Genomic DNA, 24,954 nt, shown 5'->3' on the forward strand with positions numbered 1-24,954 from the left:
ACCTATCCTCTAATAATCCTTTGATACAGTGCTACGACTGGCTCGTCATTGTTCTCTATATAAATGTCAGCAATTTCTTTTGCAATTGCCTGTCCTTCCAGACCTAACGAGATTATATTCTTAAATATTGTTTCTAAAGGGTCTAGCTCATACATATAAAATGGCTTTGATAATGTTTCTATCCAAATATCCGCAACATCACTGGCATAGCCCTCACTCAACCTCGCCATTTCTTGCATAAACGACATACCATTGTGATCGTCATTGATATAAGGAGCGACTGCCATCAACCAAGCTTTAGTATCAACCGTCATTTCTTCAATGTATTCCGCCCACAAAGCTAGCTTAGATGCCAAAGGCTTTTTATCAGAATCTTGTTGATTTATTAGATCAACTAAATCAGGCCATAAAGCAAATACTAACTCTTTGGTCTTGTCTACATTTTGATCTCTTATTGACCATAAAAACCAAACAACTTTGCTTAACTCATTTTCTTTTTGTCTATCTAACAGAAGCCTCAACAAGCTTTCATCATCCAGTTGATCTCTTCTTTGAAGATATGCAATACATGCATACTCTATATAGCGACCTTTAACCGTATCTGACAGGCTTTCATCATCTAGCAGTGCCGGATAATATTTTTTTTCTTTAAAATGAGTATGAATTTCAGGAATTAACCAACCTACATATGAATAGGCTTGTAAAGCGCATCGCCATTGAAGAGAGTTTTTTTCACCAAACATTTGCTCAATATTTTGCACAGTCCAGTCTTTAGAAAGATAAAGAAAGTTACGCACATACATTAATAGAATCGTAATAAACTCATATTCACCAACAGTATCTGGCTTGCTCAGTTCATGGTCGAAAGTTGGCTGATAGCCAGCCCATATTTCTTTGTGCTCTTCAGAATCTTTACCAACATTTCTGCATTGGTATAGAGCTAATTTAACGTAAGCCTCTAAGCATCGACCCCTTGGACTATTAATAGCGATAGATACAGCGTCAGAGTCATCATTAAAGTCTTCACCCGATGCTTTGTTTAGAATTAGCTCAAGCGTATTTTTAACATCGTGTGTTAACTTAAGATCAAAAGCGTGTTCATCCTTTTCACATCCTGACTCGATTAATCGACAATAAGAACTGATCACCCAGTGTTTGTCACCAATGAACGGGCCTGAATCAGTATTATCAACAGAATTCCAAAAAGAAGCTTCATTAAACAATTTATCAGCAAAGTTAATAATTTTAGGCCAAAGCTCGTTCCACGGTCGCTGTACTTTATCTGTCCATAACTTGGAATAAGCAGAGAATATTTTATTCAAATAATGTGGCTTAAGCTCAATGAATGCATCTAAGTTATTAAGGATTTCACAACTATCTAGTAAAACTAGCTCCTCAAACGTATTAACTAAACCCTCTATGCCCGGTTCATTGAAGTGCCCAACTTCTTTGTACTCGTTTAAGAAACGTATCAAAGAATCAATGTCTTCAAGCATAACGGCAAGTTCAGATACAGACAGTGGAGATACATCTACCGCAACGCCACCGCTCATATAGCATGAAAAGTCGGGATGTTCTGGCTCAACACCTGTAATATCAACACAAGCTTGATACTTCGCTTGTGTCTCTTCATTTTCACCTTTGATTGCGGCAAACCAATTTGACTGCTTGTAAGCAGTTGGTTTGTCTAATAGTACGCCAGTGTCTTCATCCGTTACATTCAATGATTCTATCGCTGCAATAACTGATTGTTGCTGCTCTGCTTTCAGTGAAGAAAAATTCTTATGGATAAAATGCCAAAGCTCATGGCGATACTTATCATTAAAATGAGTTGGCTGAATAACTAAAGTTACTACTTGCTGTTCAAGCTTTTCAAAACATTCACTCGCAACATAAATAGCGACTCGTTTAATCGTTTGGTAATCGCTATTGATTAACTCTGTTAGTTTTTCATTAGCGTTGTTATCAGAATCTTCTTTTACGTAACCTAACAAAGCGTCTCTAAAAAGCTTTAGAACAATATCATCAGCGTCATTGTGTCTGCTGTTTTGCTTATGTTCAGGTATTGCGTTTCGCCAAACATTTGACCATTTATCATTGCGATTAATATCGAGTACTTCTTTGAGTTTTTGCTCACATAAGTTTACTGCGACTAAACCTAACTTTTCACCGAGAGATGAAGCATTTTCTTCTACAAACTTTGCGGCTTGATAGTCATCAAATCCCAATACGGCTTCATGTTTTTTATCTGCGTATCTGCCTTCAACACTGTGAATTGCAAATAACTTGTCTAACAGAAATATGGCGAATGAAACCGACTGTTCAGTATTAATATCAATCAGCTCTAACATCCACTCACTAATTTCTTTATTAACAAGATAGCGGTCAAATTTATCGTTTAGCCAGTCGCTAACACAGCCAATATCGTCAAGGTTGATAACCTCTAAAGGTATATTTCTAAGAACTTTACTGAATTGCCACCATGTCCTGTAGTTAGAACGCTCATTTACTACCGCATATTGAGTAACTTCTTTTAGTAGACTTAAATATTTTCGTGCCACTTCGACATCATTTTCTTCTCTTAATTTAAAAGATGACGAAACAAGATATTCTGTGATGGGCCATGAGGGTATGTGAATTGTACCGTCAGTCTTTGTAACTGGAGCTGGATTTAAATTAGGAGAAAATAAATTATTTTCTTTAAATGCATCAAACCATATTAGGCTATCAACTTTTTTAAAAAGCCAAGGTTGTAAAGCCGGGTCATCTATTACTCTCTGTAAAGCACTTCGCTGCTTCGCACTTAATTCATTACTCATCCAGATCTGCCTCTAACGCAGCTAACTTGTCAGCAAGAGCTAAGTCTTTAAATTCAAGTTCATCGCACCACTTTTTGATAATGGCTTGTTGTTGTGCATAATCTTGATGATCTCGTGGAAAAACGATCAGTTGAGCATTAAATGATTGTTCATAATAAGCTTTCAATTTGTTAAATAACGGCTCTTCAGCATTAAAGAAGCCTTGAAGTATAAATAGTCGCTTCTGAGGTTCTTCTTTCTGGTTACTAGACTTCAATACATATTCAAGTATTTCGGTTTCTTCCAACCCATAACCAAGAAATAGAACGACTTTCGTGGAAAAAAGGTGGGTTAGGAACTTAGGAACTTCATCGGAGACATAATGTTCCAAGTAATCCTTAGTTGTAACAATCATACTTGAGGGGTCATCTACACAACCATGCAGGTGAATCACAGACCCTCTTGTATCTAGTTTTGCGTTTAATAGATCTTTTCGTTTGAAGCTACGCCAACTGGTTTCTGGTTTACCTTGAGATATTGTTGGATTGATCAGCTTATCGTAGTTTGTAGTTACAAAGGTGCAGTCATATTTGTTTATAAAATCATAGACATCACACCAAGGTTCATCTAATTCGAATATTTTTTTGTAGTCAACTTTTGCACCATTATCCTCATCTAAAATTTTGGCAATAGACAAACGTTTCCTTGGGTCTGGGAGAGCATTAATTAATGACTTTTCATGGTGATCGATAACTTCGTTTTTAACAAGCTGATTTATCACAGCATCAGCAAATCCATCCCATGATGGGTGACCAGCCATTCTCGATACACCTGCACCTATAAATAAGACCAAATTTCCCGCTTTCGCAGCCTCGATTATTTCATCTGGTAACTTAGGTTCTGGTCGTAGAGCCGCCATTAATCTACCTTTACTTTCCCTGTTAGCAAATCTTGCATCAGGCCCTTTTTCTTTAACTTTAACTTTTCCAAATATTTTAATTCATCATCTATTAGGTTTCTCGCTCCAACGATTTTGTTTAATGCAGCTTGTTGTTCTTCAATTGAAGGTAAAGGCACTAAGAAAGATTTTAATTCTTTTACATTTACGTGCTTAATCGTTGATCCTACGAAAATCTCTTCCATACGATTCATACCAATTGCAGAATTCAAATAAAATGATAAAAATTCTGGAAGTATTTTAGATTGTACTAATCTAGTTATAATTAGGGCATGGCAGTTGGCTTCGCCAAAGTTTGGCGGGACTATTGCGGTAGTACCAATATGGCCTGATTGAACAGTAAGCATATCACCTTGTCTTAATTGTGACTTTTGGAGCTTTTGGTGAAATTCGGGTTTTATTTTTAATACAGTATCAAGCTCTAACTTGTCTGCTCGGACATTATTTCCATAAAGGTATCGAATACCAGCTTCATTTTCATTGGCATAATGTGGTGTCGCCACTCCAACAAACCCATTCGTCATTTGAGTTGATATGTTATCTATTTTTACAACATCCCAATCCCGAGGCACCCAACCAAGCTCTGTTTCATGATATAGCTCAGGTGCGTATTCGTAGCTTGGACGCAATTGACCATAGCTTTTATTGTTTTCTTGCGTACCAGACAAATCTATACCACGAGAGAATAAATCAGCCATCATGCCTTGTTTGACTGCTGTATATTTGTCGATAAGGTTTTGGGTTTGCTCAATAAGGTTATCAACCGAGGTTAATATCTCTGCAATTTTTTTCTGCTGTTCTATTGGTGGATAAGGAAGTGATATTTTCTTTAATGTAGATAAGCTGATTCTTGTTCTAGTTGTTCCTGTAGATAACCTATCAGCCTCTCTTCTGAAATCATAAAAATTTATATAGTTAACTAAAAAATTAGAGTCTACATCCTTTGCAGTCCTTAACTTGATTAGGTCAGCAACGATGAGCGACTTGCGATCAATTGAAGGAACAATAGCCGCCCTTGCTAGAGGTTCTGCCATTTTTGCAATTATAATATCACCGGGCTTTGTTACACAGCGTCTAAGCTGCATAGCTTTCGTCTCGCTCGTATATATTTTGCTGTTATTCTTAAAAATTCCATCACCCAGATTTTGAAGCTGCAACACTCTTACACCTTCTGGTGTATAGTCACTAACTTTTAAGTCTGAGCCAAATGGCCCATCAACAAAGCTATCTGCACTGTCATCAGCAAACTCATTTAGTTCTTTTATTTTCCAACCGTCCGGGAACCTGTGGCGTATTATTTGACTATTCATATCCTAATTCCACCAAGAATCTATTTAGTAAGTTAGCCTGTTGATCGCGTTCTGTAAGAATATCTTTAACCGTAATTGCATATTTGTTGTGAAGGTTCTCAACCGCTTTAATTAATTGCGTAATGAGTTGGCGAAGGTAGTGTGCATAGCTATCAACCATCTGCTGTTTAAAGCGTGCCTCAATAAGTGCCTTAGCTTCTTCTGGTGTGATTTTTTCACGCGCAGCTTCTACAAGATCTTCTTTTTTCTTTTCCGCTTCTTTAATGCCAGCTTTTAGCTCTTTTAGTTCTTTTTCAAGTACTGTGTGCTGCTCTAACTTTGTGTCTATATCAGAATTAGCTGAGGTTAGCTTTTCAATGCTAGCTTCAAGCTGTTTTTTACGAATTTGGGCACTCGCAGAGTCTTCTTTTTTGGCGAACTTTAGCTCTTTCTTTAAATCGCGAAGTTGTCCGTTGTTCTCTTTTTTCGCATCTTTAAGTGCTTTCACCTGAACTTTTGGCAATACGCCTGATTCAGGCTCTTCCACTGTTTCATCACCGTCATCTTCAGTAGTCTCATTTGCTACTGCAAACAGTGCTTCCAGCTCTGTAATCCTTGCAGCGTCTTTTTTAAGGCTTGCTAGTACTTCTGGGAACTGAGATTCAAGAATTTCTTCATCTGGAATAAGTTCAGCATTCCAACCTGAGTTGGCAATAGATTTAAGGTCCGCTTCATGTTGTTTAAAGTTATTTGCCATTGCACCGCGCACTTGATAAATAGATAGCAAGTTTTCAGGTAATAAGGCACAGACAATGCTGTTTATAGCATCGCGTCTTAACGCAAAAACACCTTTAGAGCCTAATTTTTCATCACCGAGTTTATGGAATTGCGGAACAAAGTGCGTACTCCACCAATTATCTAACTGCGCATAAAAAGCATCATGCTTAGCAATAAGTTGAAGGTGGTTTTCTATAGTTGTTTTAATGTCGGCTTTGCTTTCAATAGCCGGAGCAAAAGACCAATATTTTGAAGAGAGCGAGTCGCCATCTTTTTGCTTAGGGTGGCCTGAAGTAAATAATGCTTCTTTTAATTTGGCATAATTTTGCCAGTGAGATTCGAGGCTGTTAACTTCATCAGCAGGTACACCACCATTTAAGTGTGCTTTTACATCATGAGGCTCAGGTGCTGGGCTGTTATCAACATAACGTCTAATGTTTAAATTGAATTCTTCTTGCTCAAGTTCACTAACAGGCACTGCACGTGCGTATTTTTCTACATTGTTATCAGTATCTGATGTGAGGGATTCATATACATGAGTGATTTTTTCAATGTCTTCTGGGCGAAGGCTATTTTGGTTTTTTACCTTCTTTGTATTCGCGATCCGCATTGATAAATACAACATGTTTGCGCTTAGCCGCATTAGCCTTGTTAAATACTAAGACACAAGCAGGGATACCCGTTCCATAGAATAAACCTTGTGGTAAACCAATAACCGCTTCTAAGATCCCTTCTTCAATGTACTTTTGGCGACATGTTTTCTCCTCACCACCACGGAACAACACGCCATGCGGCATTACCACTGCCATCTTGCCATCTTGCTTAAGTGAAGCCAGCATGTGTTGAACAAACATGAAATCAGCTTTTTTACCGCCCTCTGGTAGCCACGTGTGGAAGCGGCTTTGGTGTGTCATGCCATCGCGACTGTAATTTTGAGAAAACGGTGGATTCGCGATAACCCTTGAATAAGTGCGGATTTCGCCATTAGCGTCAATATGCTGGGGTTTGGCAAGGGTGTCTTCATTTTGAATATTTGCACCTCCCACACCGTGCAAAATCATATTCATTTTACAAATAGACCATGTGGTGCCGCTGTCTTCCTGACCGAATAAATCTATTTTGTTTACGTCACCACCCGTTTCTTCAACATACTTCTTACTTTGGATGAGCATACCGCCACTGCCAACGGTGGGGTCGTATATTTCCATCCCTTCACCGGGTTGAAGTAGTTCAACCAATAAGCGAACTACCTCAGAAGGCGTATAGAATTCACCACCTTTTTTACCAGCGCTATCGGCAAAGAATTTGATTAAGTATTCGTAGGCTGCACCAAGTAAATCAGGAAATTCAAAGCACTCATTGGTTAACGTAAAATCTTTTTGGTCAAAGTGCTGAATGAAATCAATCAACACCTTATCTTCCATTGGTTTCTTACCAACTTTTTTATTGAAGTTGATATGCTTTAGTACGTCTTCTAGACCCTTTTTAATATTGGCATCTTCAAGTGCAGCAAGCGCTTTATTTAGCTCAGTCCCCACGTTTTTCTTAACGTGCTTAATAGTTGACCATGATGCAGCTTCTGGTACAAAGTAATCAAACTGAGAAGGCAAAGAAACAAGCTTTTCAATGGCAGCTTCAGATTTACCTTCTTTTTCTAAACGGGCACGAATAGCGGCTTTATCTGCTTCAAATTGATCAGACATGCGCTTTAAGAACAACATACCGAAGATGTATTCTTTATATTCCGAGGCATCCATTTTGCCGCGTAATATGTCACACGCTTTAAAAAGCAAGCTTTCTAATCTAGTTAATGTCAGTTTATGTTTCATGTTTTCAATAATTCTCTATAAGTGAGCTGTGCTGGAATACCACCACTCTTTTAAATTCTTTGTTACTTATTTAAATTTCAAAAAAGTCTTCATCTAACTTTTTGATATGCAATACATCTTCATCTCGACTACCAATGTTGTAGCGCAGCATGAGTTTGGCTAGCTCTTTACCATTAATTAAGACGATTCGAGTACCGAGGTTATTTGCTGTGTCTTGTACTGATGATGTGAAATCCGAGGTTGTAATAAAAATACCTTTTTGCGCACGCTTAAGGTTTAGTGCTCCAAAAAAGTCTCTGATATCACCAGCACCAACGTTATTGCCTTCGGCATAACGCTTAGCTTGAATATATATTTGATCGACACCTAATGGATCTTGGTCAATAACGCCATCAACACCATTGTCTCCTGATTTACCTAGCGCATGAGCTGCACCTTCACCAGCACCTCCATACCCCATAGCGATTAGTAATTCGATGAGTAAATCTTCAAAAAAATCAGGGGTTACTTTGCGGGTACGTTCAAGAATCTCTTGAGCGAGTGCTTCATTAACTTTTTTATATGCGGACCTCAAGATTTCATCGGGTGTTGAAACATCTTCTTGCTCAGTGATACCAGACTCAACTTCGCTGCCAGCTTCATCATTGCTTTTTTGTTTGAAAGCGATGAATTCGTCAAATTTTTTCAGGTTTTGGTTATTAATATCCACGTTTTCGGACAAAGCTTCTTTACCACGAGGGGTAATAACAAAGTGTGCTCTGCGAGTAGCTTCTAACAATCCCGCTTTTGTTAAATAAGTACGTGCCCAACCAACTCGGTTATCTAGAATACTTTGGCGACCACTAGGCAAAGTTTCAGACCTTTCTTCATCTGTTAAGCCAAATTGATCTGCTAGTTGATTAATAACATCACGTAGCTTTACTTCATTGCCATGTGCATCGTTAGCAATTTGTAAAAATGGACGCATAAATTGTTGGTAATTGGGTATCACGCAATATCCTTATTGTTTTTGTTCTTCAATCCACTTTTCTAGGTCAACACGCTTAAAGCGCCATGAGCCACCCACTTTGAAGCCGGGCAGTTTACCTTCGCTTGCTAGGCGATAAGCCGTTTTTTCATTCAACTTGAGGTATGTAGCAACCTCTTGAATAGTAAGTATTTCGTCTGTCATTGGACTATCTCAATAATGAACTTAGTTACAATATGAGAAAATTGAGGAAATAACAAGAAATTGGCTTATCAAATTGTTCTAATCTGTTAATTATCATGAGATATCACGCTTTATCATCAAACTATCAATTTTTATTTTCCCTCGATTACATAAGATTGATTTAGGCAATCACACAAACAGGGGAACATGATGTCTAATCAACAAAACAACCACAAAGCAAACCAAGGTAACGCTAACAAAGGCACTTCTGGTACTAACCAAGCATATGCTAAGGTACACGGTAATCGTGGTAAGCAAATGAATCCCAACCAAAAAAAATAATGGGATATAAAGTGGCAGGCTGACATTACCTGCCACCTTTTAAGGATAAGTATGGAAACAACTAACAATAAAAAGAAAAAACGAAAATTCAAACAAACGAAACAACTCGTTAGATTGGCAATTAATGATGGATGGACTCAAACAGAAATTGCTAAAGCGTGTCGAACCCATCAATCTATTGTTAGTAACTGGTACAAAGGTATAGATCAAGGAACAGAGCAGCAACTTAAGCCTTTGCTAGAGCAATATGGTCATAAGCTAAGACGGAATTCCTTTAAGGTTTATTGGAATATTGATTCTGAGAGCAAGACCAAAGTATTCCACAAGGTTGAAGGCAAAGTTATTTTGAACCAAGCCTTCTATGACGCGAGAAGAGTGAGTCATAAATTAGAAAAGAAAATCCCTCAACTTAAACTTACTATTCATCACCAAGGTAACAACAAATTCAGAGTTGTTTATCAAAGTCGGTTAACGTTTCAACATAGCAATGCAGAGCTTGAGTCAACGGTAGAAGATGCCATTTGGGGCGCAATTGTCTCTGAGCAATATGAGCTTGCAGAACTCCTTCTTGTAATTGATAAATATGCAGAAAAAACGTTAGCGGAATACCCCAGTGACGCAAACACGTTACCTTTCATTTTACGTCAATCATTGCTAAATCACGGATTTCACATTGATGGAATTGTTGAATATCCTGCCGTTTGGTAAGGTATTAAAGAACCCAAAGAAAGGGCTTGGCACCTTAAAGCCAAAATATGTGGGAAACCACAATGTTTGAAGCATCCATTTGGGTAAGTCCTATGACTAGCCAGTTCGCTACCATAGTGCTATTCAAACAATATTAGGAGTACATTGTTATTGCTTTGAAAGAAGCTAGGCCAAAGGCACTGCTGATCAGCCGAAACATAACATGTAATAAAGGGATAGGGTGGGTAAAAAAGCCAGCCGTCAATTATCGACCGCTGGCTTTTTGTTTTTATAATTTCGACAGTAAGTGGTCCGTTAGTTTTTGCTGTTTAGCTAACTCTTGCCGAATTATGTCAGTATCAATTTGATCATAAGTTGCTTCTTCACTTGAAATATAGCTCGAAACAGTCAGTAGTGCTGAATTACGATCAATTTCACTAACATCAACTTCTGTGTAAGTACTGGTATCTGAACTTTTTGAGTGATAGATGTCAGCTAGTTGTTGCAGGTTAACGAGCTTATTGCACTTACCATCAAATTGACCAAACGAACTGGCATCAATAAATTTTATTTTGGTGTTGTTGTCCCTGTTTTTTTTAAGTATAAGAATATACAAAGGAACGGTTCTTGATGTTACTAATTTAGGTGGTAGCTGAATTACCGCATCAACATAGTTTCGCTCCAGCAATAGGTTTCTGGCTTCGTTTTCTGACTGGCGATGCAGAGGCCCTTTTCCTAGAATGACAAAACCAATACCATCCTTCTTAAGTGACCAAAGAATATGTTGGATAAAGCCATGTTCGCGATATTTATCAAAAATAGTGTTTGAATCAACACGTTTATCCAAGAATTCCTTTTTATACCTTTCCTTAATCTCATGATCTCTAACACCTTCTGTTTCGGTCGGCTGAAACAGGGTATAGGCAACATCAAAGCTTTCTTGAGTTACATTTGCTACAGGCGAAAGTGCATACGATGCTTTAGTTTCAATATTTGCAGCTCCAGCAATCAGTAGCTTCTGATGAATATATTTACTAGTTTGCGTTACTGATTCCGTAGTGATCTCAATATCTTTATTGTGAAGCACATATGAAACCGAAGATTCGCCACTGATAGCGAATGGGTCGTATGCATGATGCGGCTCAGTTTTGTTTGCTAGTAAAGAAACTAATTCTGAAAAATCAAACGGTGGTTCTTGGTAATTGAAGGCTTTAGATAACCTGTCTTCAGCGTTCATCATTTGAAGACGTTGTAATACGCGGTCATAAATAACTGTTAAATCAAGTGTATTACAGTTGGCAAACACATCTGACTCTAACAAAAACGAAAGCTTATCAGTCATCTCAAAAAAAGGAGTAAGGTCAGGTAAAGTTAGAGCTTCGTTCACAACTTCATGAAACAATGATGAATGCAATATCGTAAGAAAATCGGCCTCAAGAACAGCTTTAAGGTCATCACTATCTACTATGTTAAAAAGTAGCTCTACTTGCTCACGATAATGACCTTTTTGTACATGATTGATAAAACATATGGTCAAAAATGATAGAAAAAAATTCCGCTCCTTAATTGTGTCATTTTTGAAACCACTATGATTGTAGGCTTGTACAATATCTCTTACTAAAACTTCTGAGTCGATCATGCTAGGGTTTTCCAAAGATTACCAAAAACAGCATCCATTTCTTGCTGCCTGCTTTTGATTAATAATTGATGTAGTTGTATCTCAGTTCTAACGCTATCCGCTGCTTCAACAATCAGCTTCTGCTTACTCTCACTGATGTTAGGAATTGGGAGTTCTGACAATATTTTTTTACTTAATGTGCTTTGATAGCTACCACCACTATTATCAAGCATCCAACGCTGTGCTTCAGAGCTGTTGAGGTAGTATGCTAAAAATTGCTGTGAGAATGTGCTGTCAGCTTTGGCATTAATAATAAAAAAATGCTGGTTAGCAACAATGTTTTTAGGAACAGAGCTTAAATATATCGCTTTTTTTATAGGCCCTTTTGCAACGATCAAAATATCATCGACTTGAAGAGAGCTATCAACTTTACTATTAGACAGATCGGTTTTGTTTAGCTGCTCCCATTTTATCGGTCTTTGATCTTCATCTTTATCAAAATCACGCAACTGTATAACTGAATGAGAGGGAGCATCAGACTCAGGAATCCCGTTTTTAAAAGTTCTGCCGCTTCTTATATCTGCAATTTCACCAAGTTTCATTGATACCTGCTCCTCCACATAATTCACTCAAGATAGCACAACCCACTATAAAAGTGGGATTAAAATATTGACAATTTCAAATATCCGATCAAAAATTCAATTTATCCATTAGCCCACTATAGGAGTGGGAGGTGTGAAAGAGCAGGTAGATGTCCATGAAAGAGTAAACATTTACAAAAAATTACAAGGCATACATTTATGAGTATGGGAAAGACACGAATCGGTATTACAGATTCTTTAAGAGATAGTTGGGTCGAACAATTTAAGAAAAATGAAAACGCAGGAAATTACGAAGCTTTTTTAAGAACTCAGGATGTCAGTTCTCATGGTTTTAGGTCAAGAGTTCCATGTGTTTATGAAAACAAGCGTTTTTACCACACAATGTCATTTAACGAGACATTGACTTTAACTGAATTACTGCATGATTCAGAAGTCATCGATATAAAAGAGCAATATCCAGTTACAGATATAGAAAAATCTAGAGCTTTCGCTGAAGAACTGGATATTAAACATCCCCGCTATTTTGGAACTGCTGTGGATTCAATTGTCACGTGGGATTTTTTAGTTACCTTAATAGGTGGCAAAAAACGTGTAATAAGTGTCAAGCCAAAAGCTTTACTAGAAGATAAGCGAACTAAAGAGAAACTCATACTCGAAGAAGCATTAGCAAAATCAATGGGGTATGAGTTTAAAGTAACAACTGACGAAGATGTTAGAACTGAAAAAATTAGGAATATTATCCGATGTGTTAGAGGGGCTGTATTAACAGTTGAGTTACAAGCTATTTATGCGAAATGGTTAAGTTCATTTTTCAAAAAAATTAAAAAGAATAACTATGAAGAGCTAAATGTCACAATTAGTGAGTTGGCTGATAAATATAAAATTAGCTACGTTAAATCATTTACTTTAATGCAACATGGCTTCTGGGTTAAAGATATAACATCTGATCAATCACTCCCCCTTAGACCCGATTCTACCCCTTTCTTTATGGGAGTAGAACGCAATGTTTAATTTAAACTCGCTATTAATACCAGATGATTCAACTGCATTGGAAGAAACGATGTGCGTAGCGGAGATCTTCCCTAAACGCGATTGTGTTTTTTTATTGCCATATTTCACTTCAGGCAACCATGCTACTAAAAATCCAGATAGAAAACCGCAAAAGTATAAGCTAAGCAGCCTTTGTGAGGAAATTAAGACCGGGAAAATAATCTTAGGCAAGATAAAGCTAGAAGCATTTAAAGAAGTCCCCGAAGAGCTAAATTATGACCGGAAAGGAGAACTTTTACCGTCAATTGTTGAAAGAGACAGGCGTTTTGAAATTGTGGAGGCTCTCTTAACTTATAAGGACGAACTATTTTACCCAGCACGTGGAAAAAGCCCTATTAGAATTGTTGCGAAACAATTTAATACAACCAAAACCTGTGTACAGCGTTACCTTAATACTTTCTTTAGAGGTGGTAGATTGAAAAACTCTCTCATCACCTCAAGAGGTCGCCACTGCACACCACCTGCATCAGGAACCAAAAAAAGAGGTAGGCCAAGAAAAACAGCTAAGGTCGGTATTATAGGAAAAAATGTTGATACAAATGACATAGCAGTAATGAAAAAAATCGCGAAGCGTGATTTTGTTGGGAATGGCTTGTCATTAAAGAAAAGTTTCTCAAATCTTATTAAAGAACATTATTACATACAGAAAGGAAGTACTGCACCGGACGGCACCGAAACTGAGCCAACCCTATTACCGCTAACCGACCGTGTAAGTATTAATCAATTTAGAGATTGGATGCCTAAACTGCTTGATTGTCCATCTATGAAAGAAGTACATGCGATGCGAGGTCAGAAAGTTGTTTATGAAGCAAACAATGCTGGCCGTGCTGGACACTCCGAATTTGAAGCAGATGGGCCGGGCGATATATGGATGATGGACTCAACTGAAATCGATGTTGAGTTGGTTTCTCCTGCTAGCCGCCAAGCTAGAATATCAAGGGCGACTTTATATGTAGTACGAGATGCTTTTTCCCGTTCTATTTGTGGCATCTACCTAGCCTATGGAAAAGCTTCATGGAAAGAAGCTAGGCTAGCATTATTTCACGCTATTCGAAACAAAGTTGAATTTGCTAAAGAATATGGCCTTAACCTTACTGACGGTGACTGGGCTGAATATGGCATGCCTAGAGTTTTGTTAGTAGACAATGAGGAGTTTCAAAATAAGATTAGCGCTTCGGTAGGTAAAGATTTAGGGCTAGAAGTTTGTTATTCAAGGGCATACAGAGGTGATGATAAAGGTTTATCTGAATCATCATTTAACATGATTCATGCAATGGCTAAAAATGAAAAAATACCGGGATTTAGATATAAAGATTTGATTGGTAGAAATAGAAATCTACCAATGAGAGCTTCTTGTTTAACGCTATTTGAAATGCAACAAATTTTAATAATCTATGCCATTTATCATAACAATCACATTTGGAAGGACGATTTTCCTATCGAAGAATCTGCTCTTAAAGCTAGCGTTAACAGAGTTTGCCGTGAATATTGGGATTGGGGGTTAAAAAATCGCAACTATTACCTACAAGAAAAAAGTGACAGACAACTATATTTGAGCCTTTTAGAAGTTGGGACACTTACAGTACATAAGACACATTTCCATCTTCAGGAAATAGGGACTAATTATTACTGCGAAGAAATACGACTTCAAAAATATCAAGACAAACCCAAAATGCCAAATAGTCAAACTCACAAGACTTTACCTTGTAGGTATATACGCTCAGGTCTAAGTAAAATATTGATCGAGTTTAAAGGTGAGTTTTATGTTGGACTGCTAACCAGAACGCATCAGCAAGAATGCGGGAAGATGTCTGTTTCAGAGTTTAATGAATGGAAAGATGAGCTAAAGATTCAAAAAGATATTTTTGAAGGTGAGCACATAAAGAATGAACACGATTTTTCTAATAGTGTTCAAGGTGTTGTGGGAAAAGCAAAAAAAGCTAAGGAATCAGAAAATATTCAACCTCAAAGTACAGTGCCTAGTAAGTCAGAAGCGTCTGCACCACTAATTGAAGAAGCCGATAAAACTGAAAGAGAACGATTTGAAGGTGCTTTAAATCAGGAGCATGGTGTACCACCTGCATCGAATGATAATCATGGCGATTCGTCTAGAATTGGAGCACCTTACGGTGACGATTCAGATGATGACATTGATGATGAGCTACTGTCACTTATGGAGGAACTGTAAATGGATTTTTTAGAGCAATTTAATGATGACATATTAAGAGTGCCAGCCATCTATAACGATGATATTCCTGAAGAGTATAGGGATAACCCACTAGCTTCAGCTTTATTTGTAAAGTTATCAAAAAAAGATTTTGTATCGCTTGTTTCATATCTACCTCATTTTGATGAATCATTTAGATCAAAATTAGGAAGTGATCGGATAAAGAAGGCTTGTGAATTATTTAGGTTAGTTATTCCTACAACCCACTTTTATGAGTTGTATTCTGTGATGGAAAGAATGCTATTCAATTCATACATAGACAGGAACCCTGTTAAAAAAGCTATCAAGGTAAACCAATATTCATTAGCGATACACAAACAAATAATGGATCGTAGCTGGAAAAAAACATCTGGTGAGAGCTTTGTGTATACCGGACCAAGTGGGCTTGGCAAATCAACACTAGTAACAAGAGTTGCACAGTGTTTCCCGCAAGTAATTTACCATACAGAATTTAATGGTGAATCTTATCAGCAAGCACAGTTGATTTGGATAAAGATTAAAATCCCATCAGATGCAGCTAGGAAAAATTTCTCGCAATTATTTTTGGAGGAGGTAGACAAGTGCCTAGGTACTACTTATGCAGAGGACAATTCAGGTATATCCGTTGGTAAATATGAAGCATTGTTTCGCACAATCGTTTCGACATATAAATTAGGTATGTTAATCGTTGATGAATTGCAGAACTTATGTGTTGCTAAATCCGGTGGTGATGAAGTTTTTCTTAATTTTTTTAGTAGCCTTTGTGACGATTTAGGAGTTGCATTGGTACTGGTTGGTACTCCTAATAGCACCGAAGTACTGAGTGAGACATTTACGGCCACAAGACGCTTAACTTCTGGTGGGGATATCCATAGAGACAGATTTAAAAAAGATGATGCAAACTGGAAATTATTAGTTACCAAACTCTGGAAGCACCAATATGTAAATTCGCCTTCTGAGATATCAACAGTAGAAGATAAAAAAACTAAAATTTTAGACCCAGCATTATTTGACGAGGTATATGAGCTAACGGAAGGCATCCCGTCAATACTAACGTTTCTATTCGTTCAAGCTCATATTATGGCAATTGAAAAGCCCAATAAAGATGGGTTAGAGATCATAAATATTAGTCAGCTAAGACGAGCATTTAACAAAGGTTCACAATTAGTAAAACAAGCTGTATTGGCAATTAAAGATGGTGACTTGGATGTATATAAAGATTTAATGTCGGTTTCTGAAAAAGAACGTTCACCTAAAAAGCTCATAATTATTCAAGATCTAAAGCAACTACTTGACTCAAAAAGACTGACTAAGAAAGCGGCTGCTGCTGTTAGAAAAATAGTTAAGGAGCTAGATAATGGCTATGTTCTTAATGAGAAAGAGAAGTCGCTACTTGCCAATGCAAAATCAAAACTGGAACTGTTTCATATCGAAAGCAATGATGTGATTGAAGGCGAGTGTAGTGAGGTGAAGTCATGATGCCATTTCACTGCCCAATTGAGTCAAATGAACATTTACTCGGCTGGATATCTCGTGTGCATCTGCTTGGTGGAAATTTGAAATTCAAACATACAGCACGCAACTTGGGAATATCAGATAATCCTTTAAAGAGCTGCAACCATAATGAAGCATTTCGAGACGGTTTAAATTTACTTCCAAATCTCAACGATGCCTTTGAAAACCATACTGTATTTGCGCTTTGGTCATTATCCTTACAAACAGAAAAGGTTCTTGAATGGAAGCAATGTAACTCTAAATTAGTTCCAAGTGGTTCAGAGCCAAACAAATTTGCTTTTCATAGCTCATGGAAATATTGCCCTGAATGTATATGTGAAGATATAAACCAACACGGTCATAGCATTTGGCACGCTAAACATCAGTTGCCAAGTATTAGCCATTGTTATAAACACTTAACACCTTTACTAACAGATAGGGTTAATTTAAGGGATTTACGGACAGCTTCATTACCGCAACTGTATGATGTATTAACGCCAGAGTTTAATAATGAAAGGTTAATGATCGAATGGAGTCATTTTATTCTGACAATATTTGACCGACTAAACACTAACCCAGCATTAGGGGAAGTCCTACGTGAAAGAGCTTCTAGCTATTTAGGAATATCCAAGCAGTTTACGCAAAAGGATAAGCCGACTGTGGTAAATATTCAGGAGAAAATGGATAAAGAGGTCCCACTCGAACTACTTAAATATCTATTTCTATTTTATTCTCAAGAATTTAAACGGCCACCGTCTGTACTCTGGAGTACTTTAGGTTACTCCGTATATGAAAAGGTTAAGCACCCTGTTTACTGGTTAATAATTCTTTTTTGGCTTAAAGATAAAATTTCATTGGAAATATAATCAATGAAGCAGGCACCTTTTCATTTAGAAATACCGAATGATGAGGTGCCATTCAGTACTATTGCTCGTTATGCATATATAGGAGGATTTCGTGCACCGATAGTATTAAAACAAATCTTTAGTAACCCTAAAAAAAGGATTCACCCCTTTCTACCCGGCTTACTTAACAACTTTTCAGACTTTTTCGGACTAAACCCTTTAGAAGTTATTACGCATAAAACAATATATCCGCTTGTCAGGTTTGCGCACCCATTAACAGCCCGATCTATATTAGATACTATGAGGAGGAACACAGAAGATAAAGTTATTTCTAGCACGGCAATAGGCCACAGTCGCTTTTCAACGTTTTACGGCCTCAAGTATTGCCCACAGTGTGTAGTAGAAGATTTAGACAAGTATGGCTTTACCTATTGGCATGTAAATCATCAGATCCCCGGCACAGAAGCTTGTTACAGGCATTCTTGCTTGCTACATGCAACTGCAATGGGAGAAGGACAAAGAGACAGAGCACTATTTCTACCTAACTTTGAAGTAAAGCATTCTTCTTCAGCTAATCAGTATCAAATCAAATTTGCTTCATTCTCGGCAGAATTAATGACGACATTGCAAACCAAGAACGCCAACTTTCTTGAAGCATATCGTCAGCTACTTCATCAACAAGGATTAATCAGCAAAAATGGTAAAAACCTGAAGATTTCTGAAATATTAAAATTAGCTTCGAACTACTGGAAAGGTTTGAAGTTTTCAGAACAAGGTGTGCCTGCTGTACTTAATAACTTTGCATTTATCGGCCCAATTCTTCGAGACAAGACCAACTCGCCAGCCCATCCTTTAAAACACATTCTATTAGCTGCATTTCTTACTAATAACGATGTGTCATTACTGTTTAAGCGAAAAAAAATTATTAGCAACGTAAATACTAAGGCTGTAGACGACTCAAAGATCGATCAAGTTTTAACATTGTTGAAAAATGGAAAAAGCTTGAATGAAGTAGAAAAGTTAACCGGGCGCAGTCGATGCTACGTCAGAAGAATTGCAGAACTAAATAGGATTCCACATAAATCAAATTCTTTAAAATACTCTGATGACATACGCAGGACGGTACTAATAAAAGCAATGTACGGTATATCTTGTGATGAAATAGCTAATCAACTTCAAGTTGGCATTGGATATGTTGAGCAGGTCATATGCAACGAACCCAACATGAGTAAGTGGCGAAAGCACCTGAGAGTACAAAAAAGAATATTAGCAGCGAGTCAACGTTTAGAGGCCATTTGTAAGAAGTCACCGGGTTTGAATCGAACCCAAATTCGAAAGCTGGCTGAAGCTGACTACTTTATTCTCTATAACCATGATAAATCACTTATTGAAAAAATTCTTCCGAAGCCCCTTAAGCCAAAAAGATATTACAAAGATTGGGAAAAAGAAGATAGCCGCTTATTTAACGCTATTTCAAAGATTGAAGATATTGAATTATTATCTTTATCCGCGATTGGAAGATTGGTGAATGACCATAGCTATATTCTTAGATCCATTGATAAGTTACCTAAAACTCGCCAATTGTTAGTAAATTCAGGAAAGATTATTGATAAATAAAATCTTTATTTTTCAATAACATTTGAGTCTCTGTTTTAATTATAAATTTGTTCATTTTTTAACCGTTGATTTGCTGGGCTAATTGGTGTTATTTGTATCTCTTTAGATTCTGAGCAGCTAGAAATGACTAGAAACAAATATCGCAAACACTCTCCAAGTCAGAATTATTAAGAGTTCGGTGTATCATTAGATTTTTTTGTAGCCACCATTTTGCTTTCGATTTTAAGAGGCTTTCCTTCTGGGCAAAAGTCCACTAAAAAATCGTTAATACTTGCGAACAAATTTTCTCTGACCAAGCTGTAGTGGACATATTGGCCTTTTTTTTCTGAAGTAATTAAGTTGGCGTTCACCAGAATGTTTAAGTGCTTAGATAGGGATGGCTTACTCATCTCAAATCTTTCTGCTATTTCGCCAGCGGTTAAACTCGCCTCAGATAGGTAAGCTAATATTTTTCGTCTAACGGATGACGATAGTGCTTGAAATACGTTACTCATGAGTTATATATTTAGCTAAAAAGCTAATTAACTAAATTCGACATAAAATATAATAGCTAAGCTAAAAGGAAAACTCTATGTCTGAATCGGAAAAGCTAGGAAGCGAGCCTTCAATAAGCCGGAGAAAACGCAACATACTCATCTTCGTTTTGATAGGTGTAACGTCTATATTTATCCGACTGCTTTATTCTTATGAATTTGAAACCTCAGCTCTTTTATATGTAGGGATACCATTTTTTGTCGCTATTGCATTGTTAGCTATTTTAAAGAAGCCACAACATGACACGCTCGGATCTTATTACGTTTATGCTTCGAAATGGTCGTTTATAGTGATGCTCGGCACCTCAATAATATTGTTTGAGGGTTTTGTTTGTGTTGTTATTTTCATGCCAATCTACTTCTTTATCCTTTTTCTCATGTATCTCTTTCATACAATGGTTCAACGCCTACATGAGAAAAAGAAGAATACCTTATACGCACATGCTCTTCCTGTTTTAATCGTTGTAAGTGCGTTAGAGGGGGTTGTGCCTTCATTCGAATTTGACCGCGAATACTCCGTAAGCCGAGATATTGTGATTGACGCGCCTGCGGAAGTTATTCAAGCTCAATTAAAGCAACCAATGGAGCTTGATGTTGATCGAAACTGGTTACTTAGCCTTTTTCCAATGCCAACCGATATTGAAGCTGGAAGCCTATTATCTGGAGATGTTCATAATATAAAGTTTGTATACCACCGCTGGTTTGTAACCAACACGCATTCTGGGGCAATGTCACTTGAGCTGACTGAAGTATCAGAAGATTACATTAAGACCACATTTCTAGAGGATACTAGTTATATAAGTAATTACATGGATTTAAAGGGAACGGAAATTCGTTTTGAAGAACGTGACAACGAACAGACCAAGGTAACGTTGACGATACATTATACTCGATTTCTCGACCCAGTCTGGTATTTCGGCCCGTTGCAGGAATATGCAATTGGTAAAACGGCTGAGCTTCTCTTATCCGAGTTGTTCGTACCAGATTCTATCTAATGTGGAGCTGATATATGTATAGCAACGAGAGAATTATTTTGGGGCAACAAGCGAATGCTAGTAATGGTCAAGTGATTATGTCTCCATTAAAGTTGCTTTGGGTCGGTGGCGTATTCTTAGTAGCAATAGTCGGAGGTTGGCTCACATTTTCGTGGAATGCCGTTATTGTATTTATTGTTTCGACAACGATTTCTTTGTGTTTAGGGCATTCACTTGGAATGCATAGGCGGTTAATACATAAAAGTTACGAATGCCCTATATGGATGGAGTATTTGTTTGTTCATTTGGGAGTTATCGTTGGACTTGCAGGCCCTTTCGGTATGATTCGGACTCATGATATTCGTGATTGGGCACAGAGGCAGGAACAGTGCCATAGCTATTTTGGTCATCAACAGCCGATGCTAGTCGATTGTTATTGGCAATTGTTTTGCGATATTAAATTGAAAAGTCCGCCAAAAATACAAATTGAGCCTGAAGTAGCCAATGACAAAGTCTATCAATTGATGGAAAAAACGTGGATGCTCCAACAGTTACCGATTGCGATACTTTTGTTCATGCTGGGGGGAGTATCATGGGTAATTTGGGGAGTATTTGTTAGAGTCTCAGTCTCTATATTTGGGCATTGGTTAATAGGCTATCATGCTCATAATGAAGGTCATCGAGATTGGCATGTTGATGGTGCCTGTGTTCAAGGACACAACGTGCGCTTTGCTGCGATTCTTACAATGGGGGAGAGTTATCATAACAACCATCATGCATTCCTCGGTTCGGCTAACTTAGCACTGCATGATGGACAGATAGATTTAGGTTGGAATGTATTAAAATTACTATCGCGCTTTGGTTTAGTGTGGAATATTGTTTTGCCAGAACGCCTACCTGAAAGGCCTGAGTTAAAATGTATACGAGATTCGACTTATTTTTAGTTTATTCGTAGGCGTCGATTGCAAAATACTGTTGATTAGCTGGTATTAGGAGTACAGTATTGACGTACATTTATGGCATTAATGCGTAAAATTTACCTAGGGGGTTAAATGTCAAAATTCACTGTGAGTCTATCAGCTGATATCGATAAACGACTTACTGAAATTGCAGCTAAAGAGGGAATTACAAAATCAGAAGCTGTTCGGCGAGCAATGGCTTTGCTGTCTATGGCAGAAAAAGAAAAGGAGAAGGGTAATTCTCTGGCAATTGTTCGTGAGAATCCGGATAGTCATGAAGTTCAAGTCATTGGTCGAGTTGTTGGTTTGTAATGTCGCAAAAAATCTACGAGAGCGATCAGGGCAAAGATCCTTGAACGACTCAAACGTTCAATTACTATTTGACTCCAATGCAAAGGTGTGAACATCAGTTACCGAATCTAACACACCACTCGCCGGTGGCGTAAATTCATCTTATACTCCATCCTAAGTGCCTCACAAACGAGTAATTTTTGGTCGAGTATGGAACCTCTTAATGCTATCAACCTTATTCAATCAGGTACGGCAACGGTTGCCATTCTCGGTGGATTTCTCTTCTGGAATAAGCCCGAATATAAAGGTATCGCGGTACTGTTCTTTTTTACCTTATTCGCTGCTGTCATCAATATTCTTGAAGAGACCGGTATCACTCGAGATATCTATCTAGTCAGCCCAATCTTTATCATGCTGTTTGGTCCAGCATCGTATTTAGCAATCAAGTTATTCGTAGAAAAGTCATTACCAAAGCAGGCAATGTGGCATTTTGTACCGGTTGTGCCTGTATTGCTTTTCACCTCTTTTACTCAAGAAGTGATTGCGATAGGCACGTTGTGGCGACTACTATATGCGGGTTTGACTGTTCACATGTTAACCCAGTTTCAGCAAACCATTAGCCAAGAACGTTCAGATGCAGATGAGTACTCAATGACTTGGCTAGTATGGATAATTATTGGACTTGCACTGTTTAACTGCATTGATTTAGTAAGGCTCAATCTACAACCCTATATTCCTGAGCAACTTAATCTTGTTGGTCAAGGGTTAAACAATTTGGTTTGGTTGCTTGCTTGTATGGCAATCATCATAAAGTTGCTTGAGAGAAAGCCATTGCCTGCACAAAAATACCATCAGGCCAGCATTGAAAGTGCAGATTCAGCAGAGAGTTTCGAAGGTATTTTTGCTTCGCTCGATGCACAGATTAAAGATAAGCAATGGTACTTAACACCGAGACTGACTCTGAGTGATTTAAGTGAACTCAGCGGATTACAAACGCGAGACATTTCAAGAGCGATCAATCTTCATGGCGAGGTCTCGTTCAATGAATACATTAATCAATACCGCGTAGCATATTTTTGTGAGCAATTAAAACAGGGGGCATCACTTACCCTCACCGAGTTGGCCCTTGCCTCGGGATTTAGTTCTAAAGCCTCGTTTAATAAGGTGTTTAAGCAAATTGTTGGTATTACACCTAGTCAGTACAAGCACGAGTTAAGTACAGGATCACGATAATAGACGTGAACTATCCTGCTATTGGACGATTTTTGTTACAACCGTAGATAGTCTCTCCGTAATTACTACGGAGCTATTTATGAATTTTTCAACTTCAACAACGACAATAAAGCACGCCTTGCTAGCATTGGCACTACTACTTTTGGCGCTAACGCAGCGCGCGTATGGCAAACCCATATACACTGGTCATGAGTTTGTCGTTACAAACGTTAATATTATCGATGTAAAAAACAAGCTTGTGATCCCTCATCAAAACATACACGTCAGAAACAGGAAAATTATTGCGATAAGCGACTATAACCCCAAACATCTACCTCTCGATATCGCCCTCATCGAAGGCAGAAATGGCTATATCACGCCAGGGTTAATAGATATGCACGTACACATGTACGAACCCGCCGCTTTTACGATTGCGCTTAGTCACGGCGTGACTCATGTGCGAATTATGAATGGAGTACCCGCTCATCTTGAATGGCGGGAAGCACTGATTGATGGGCGTATGATAGGTAGTACAGTGACGGTGAGTAGCCCCATCGTTTCGGGATACGATGATGCGCCACTGCATAGAACAGTGCACACCGCCGACCAAGCCCGAGAAGCTGCCAATGAATTTGCCGAGGCTGGCTACGATCTTATAAAAGTGTATGGCAATCTTAATCAGGAAGCGCTGAATGCCTTGGTAGATGAAGCTCACAAATTAGGTATGCCTCTGGGCAAACATGGGCCTCATGCTTCTGGCGATATGCCGATATCTACGCTCGCCGGTTTTCAATCTTTCGAACATGCGGAAGATATCTATCAAGGACCCTTAAACTACCAACGGGACGAAGCATTACTTCCGCCCATCATCGATGACCTGAAAGCAACGGGTGTGCCCATTACTCCCACCCTAAACATCTTTAATCAACTTACTATGATTAGTGCCCAAAAACAGGCTTACCTTGATTCGCTTCCGGAAGAGTATACCTCAAGTATTATTGCGCTCGAAGCCAAAAGAAATCAGGTTGCTCGCTGGCTAAAAGCTTCCGAGGCTATGGTCAAACACAACCAAACTACATTGGCCTTTCTACTTACGATTACCCAAAAATTACATGAGGCCGCTATTCCTTTATTAGTTGGCTCTGACTCAGGGGTGTTATTGTCGCCACATGGTTTAGCGACACATAAAGAGATGCAGCTACTTGAGAAAGCTGGTTTGTCACGTTTTGAGGTATTGGAAGCAGCAACAGTCAACCCTGCCAAAGCGCTTGGCATGGATAGGCATATTGGTCAAGTGACTGAAGGATACAACGCTGATTTTATCTACTCGCGAGGTAATCCTTTAGAAGACTTGAATGTGCTAGTGAACCCAGATGCAGTAGTAAAAAGGGGGAGGTGGTTTGACGCCAGCCAACTCACGGAACGTCGTAACATGGCGATCGAAAACCGCAGTTTTTGGGGTGAGCTGGGCACGCTCATCGAAGCATATTGAGGTCATTTAAATGATCTAGGTTCTATTATTCATTTCAGAATACTAGAACCTAGCAGAAGCCCCCTACAAAGTCTTCAAATACTCAATCAAAGCCAGTTTTTCACTTTCATCTAGTTTACGTCCGATTATGCCTTGTTTTCCCGAACTCTTATCGTCAAACCAATGCCGCACCCATTTTAAGAATAAATTTGTTGATAGTGGTAGCCCAAGCAGTTGACGATAGTATGATTT

At 38.2% G+C, this 24,954-nt stretch carries 20 protein-coding genes and 1 pseudogene; 12 read left to right on the forward strand and 9 right to left on the reverse strand.

Features of this window, described 5'->3' with window-relative positions; genetic code table 11:
- Positions 1–2: 2 nt before the first annotated feature.
- From ACFOHL_RS16585 to mads1, 6 genes and pseudogenes are all read right to left on the reverse strand, one after another.
- The gene (locus ACFOHL_RS16585; RefSeq protein WP_376921355.1) at positions 3–2,819 is read right to left on the reverse strand and encodes a hypothetical protein; all 2,817 of its coding nucleotides are present in this window, start codon (positions 2,817–2,819) and stop codon (positions 3–5) included.
- Positions 2,812–3,717, reverse strand: coding sequence for an SIR2 family protein (locus ACFOHL_RS16590; protein WP_376921356.1), 906 nt, complete (start codon positions 3,715–3,717; stop codon positions 2,812–2,814). Before ACFOHL_RS16590 ends, ACFOHL_RS16585 begins: the two co-directional genes overlap by 8 nt.
- Positions 3,717–5,066, reverse strand: coding sequence for a restriction endonuclease subunit S (locus ACFOHL_RS16595; RefSeq protein WP_376921357.1), 1,350 nt, complete (start codon positions 5,064–5,066; stop codon positions 3,717–3,719). The genes ACFOHL_RS16590 and ACFOHL_RS16595 overlap by 1 nt, the downstream gene beginning before the upstream one ends.
- Positions 5,059–7,651: pseudogene (locus ACFOHL_RS16600) on the reverse strand (N-6 DNA methylase). The gene ACFOHL_RS16595 and the pseudogene ACFOHL_RS16600 overlap by 8 nt, the downstream one beginning before the upstream one ends.
- Before the next feature lie 70 nt (positions 7,652–7,721).
- On the reverse strand, positions 7,722–8,642 hold the full coding sequence (locus ACFOHL_RS16605; RefSeq protein ID WP_376921358.1) for a restriction endonuclease: 921 nt from the start codon (positions 8,640–8,642) through the stop codon (positions 7,722–7,724).
- A 9-nt stretch (positions 8,643–8,651) separates the two neighbouring features.
- Positions 8,652–8,822: a methylation-associated defense system helix-turn-helix domain-containing protein MAD1 gene (gene mads1 / locus ACFOHL_RS16610; protein ID WP_138582674.1), complete on the reverse strand. Its 171-nt coding sequence runs from the start codon at positions 8,820–8,822 to the stop codon at positions 8,652–8,654.
- A 186-nt stretch (positions 8,823–9,008) separates the two neighbouring features.
- Here mads1 and ACFOHL_RS16615 point away from each other — a divergent pair, with 186 nt between their 5' ends.
- Both ACFOHL_RS16615 and ACFOHL_RS16620 read left to right on the forward strand, forming a co-directional pair.
- Positions 9,009–9,143, forward strand: a complete 135-nt coding sequence (locus ACFOHL_RS16615; protein WP_376921359.1) for a hypothetical protein — start codon at positions 9,009–9,011, stop codon at positions 9,141–9,143.
- Positions 9,144–9,194: 51 nt separating this feature from the next.
- Positions 9,195–9,851 carry a hypothetical protein gene (locus ACFOHL_RS16620; protein ID WP_376921360.1) on the forward strand — a complete coding sequence of 219 codons (657 nt, stop codon included), beginning with the start codon at positions 9,195–9,197 and terminating at the stop codon, positions 9,849–9,851.
- Between the two features lie 268 nt (positions 9,852–10,119).
- Here ACFOHL_RS16620 and ACFOHL_RS16625 read toward each other — a convergent pair whose 3' ends face one another.
- Together ACFOHL_RS16625 and ACFOHL_RS16630 are read right to left on the reverse strand one after the other, a co-directional pair.
- The gene (locus tag ACFOHL_RS16625; protein WP_376921361.1) at positions 10,120–11,469 is read right to left on the reverse strand and encodes an N-6 DNA methylase; all 1,350 of its coding nucleotides are present in this window, start codon (positions 11,467–11,469) and stop codon (positions 10,120–10,122) included.
- Entirely contained in the window at positions 11,466–12,050 is a 585-nt protein-coding gene (locus ACFOHL_RS16630; RefSeq protein ID WP_376921362.1) for a restriction endonuclease subunit S, read from the reverse strand. The genes ACFOHL_RS16625 and ACFOHL_RS16630 overlap by 4 nt, the downstream gene beginning before the upstream one ends.
- Before the next feature lie 198 nt (positions 12,051–12,248).
- Here ACFOHL_RS16630 and ACFOHL_RS16635 point away from each other — a divergent pair, with 198 nt between their 5' ends.
- Genes ACFOHL_RS16635 through ACFOHL_RS16655 form a run of 5 tightly spaced genes read left to right on the forward strand, consistent with a single transcriptional unit; the run spans position 12,249 to position 19,262 of the window.
- A complete protein-coding gene (locus tag ACFOHL_RS16635; protein ID WP_376921363.1) occupies positions 12,249–13,061 on the forward strand; it encodes a TnsA endonuclease N-terminal domain-containing protein in 813 nt (270 codons plus the stop codon).
- Positions 13,054–15,288 (forward strand): hypothetical protein, encoded by a 2,235-nt coding sequence (locus tag ACFOHL_RS16640; protein ID WP_376921364.1) that lies wholly within the window; start codon positions 13,054–13,056, stop codon positions 15,286–15,288. Before ACFOHL_RS16635 ends, ACFOHL_RS16640 begins: the two co-directional genes overlap by 8 nt.
- The gene (locus tag ACFOHL_RS16645) at positions 15,289–16,785 is read left to right on the forward strand and encodes an ATP-binding protein (protein WP_376921365.1); all 1,497 of its coding nucleotides are present in this window, start codon (positions 15,289–15,291) and stop codon (positions 16,783–16,785) included.
- Positions 16,782–17,666, forward strand: coding sequence for a TniQ family protein (locus ACFOHL_RS16650; RefSeq protein ID WP_376921366.1), 885 nt, complete (start codon positions 16,782–16,784; stop codon positions 17,664–17,666). Before ACFOHL_RS16645 ends, ACFOHL_RS16650 begins: the two co-directional genes overlap by 4 nt.
- A 3-nt stretch (positions 17,667–17,669) precedes the next feature.
- Complete coding sequence (locus tag ACFOHL_RS16655; protein ID WP_376921367.1) at positions 17,670–19,262, forward strand: TnsD family Tn7-like transposition protein; 1,593 nt, start codon at positions 17,670–17,672, stop codon at positions 19,260–19,262.
- A gap of 167 nt (positions 19,263–19,429) precedes the next feature.
- On the opposite strand, the gene ACFOHL_RS16660 is transcribed toward ACFOHL_RS16655, so the two are convergent.
- Positions 19,430–19,756: a metalloregulator ArsR/SmtB family transcription factor gene (locus ACFOHL_RS16660; RefSeq protein WP_376921368.1), complete on the reverse strand. Its 327-nt coding sequence runs from the start codon at positions 19,754–19,756 to the stop codon at positions 19,430–19,432.
- Positions 19,757–19,833: 77 nt separating this feature from the next.
- Between ACFOHL_RS16660 and ACFOHL_RS16665 the strand changes: the two genes are divergently transcribed.
- From ACFOHL_RS16665 to ACFOHL_RS16685, 5 genes are all read left to right on the forward strand, one after another.
- Positions 19,834–20,790 carry a hypothetical protein gene (locus ACFOHL_RS16665; protein ID WP_376921369.1) on the forward strand — a complete coding sequence of 319 codons (957 nt, stop codon included), beginning with the start codon at positions 19,834–19,836 and terminating at the stop codon, positions 20,788–20,790.
- A gap of 14 nt (positions 20,791–20,804) precedes the next feature.
- Positions 20,805–21,713, forward strand: coding sequence for an acyl-CoA desaturase (locus tag ACFOHL_RS16670; protein ID WP_376921370.1), 909 nt, complete (start codon positions 20,805–20,807; stop codon positions 21,711–21,713).
- A 108-nt stretch (positions 21,714–21,821) separates the two neighbouring features.
- Positions 21,822–22,040, forward strand: a complete 219-nt coding sequence (locus ACFOHL_RS16675) for a ribbon-helix-helix protein, CopG family (protein WP_376921371.1) — start codon at positions 21,822–21,824, stop codon at positions 22,038–22,040.
- A gap of 189 nt (positions 22,041–22,229) precedes the next feature.
- Positions 22,230–23,252, forward strand: a complete 1,023-nt coding sequence (locus ACFOHL_RS16680) for a helix-turn-helix domain-containing protein (RefSeq protein WP_376921372.1) — start codon at positions 22,230–22,232, stop codon at positions 23,250–23,252.
- A gap of 79 nt (positions 23,253–23,331) precedes the next feature.
- The gene (locus ACFOHL_RS16685) at positions 23,332–24,723 is read left to right on the forward strand and encodes an amidohydrolase family protein (RefSeq protein ID WP_376921373.1); all 1,392 of its coding nucleotides are present in this window, start codon (positions 23,332–23,334) and stop codon (positions 24,721–24,723) included.
- Positions 24,724–24,954: the final 231 nt, after the last annotated feature.

This window comes from Agaribacter flavus, assembly GCF_042646125.1.
Taxonomy (GTDB): Bacteria; Pseudomonadota; Gammaproteobacteria; order Enterobacterales; family Alteromonadaceae; genus Glaciecola; species Glaciecola flavus.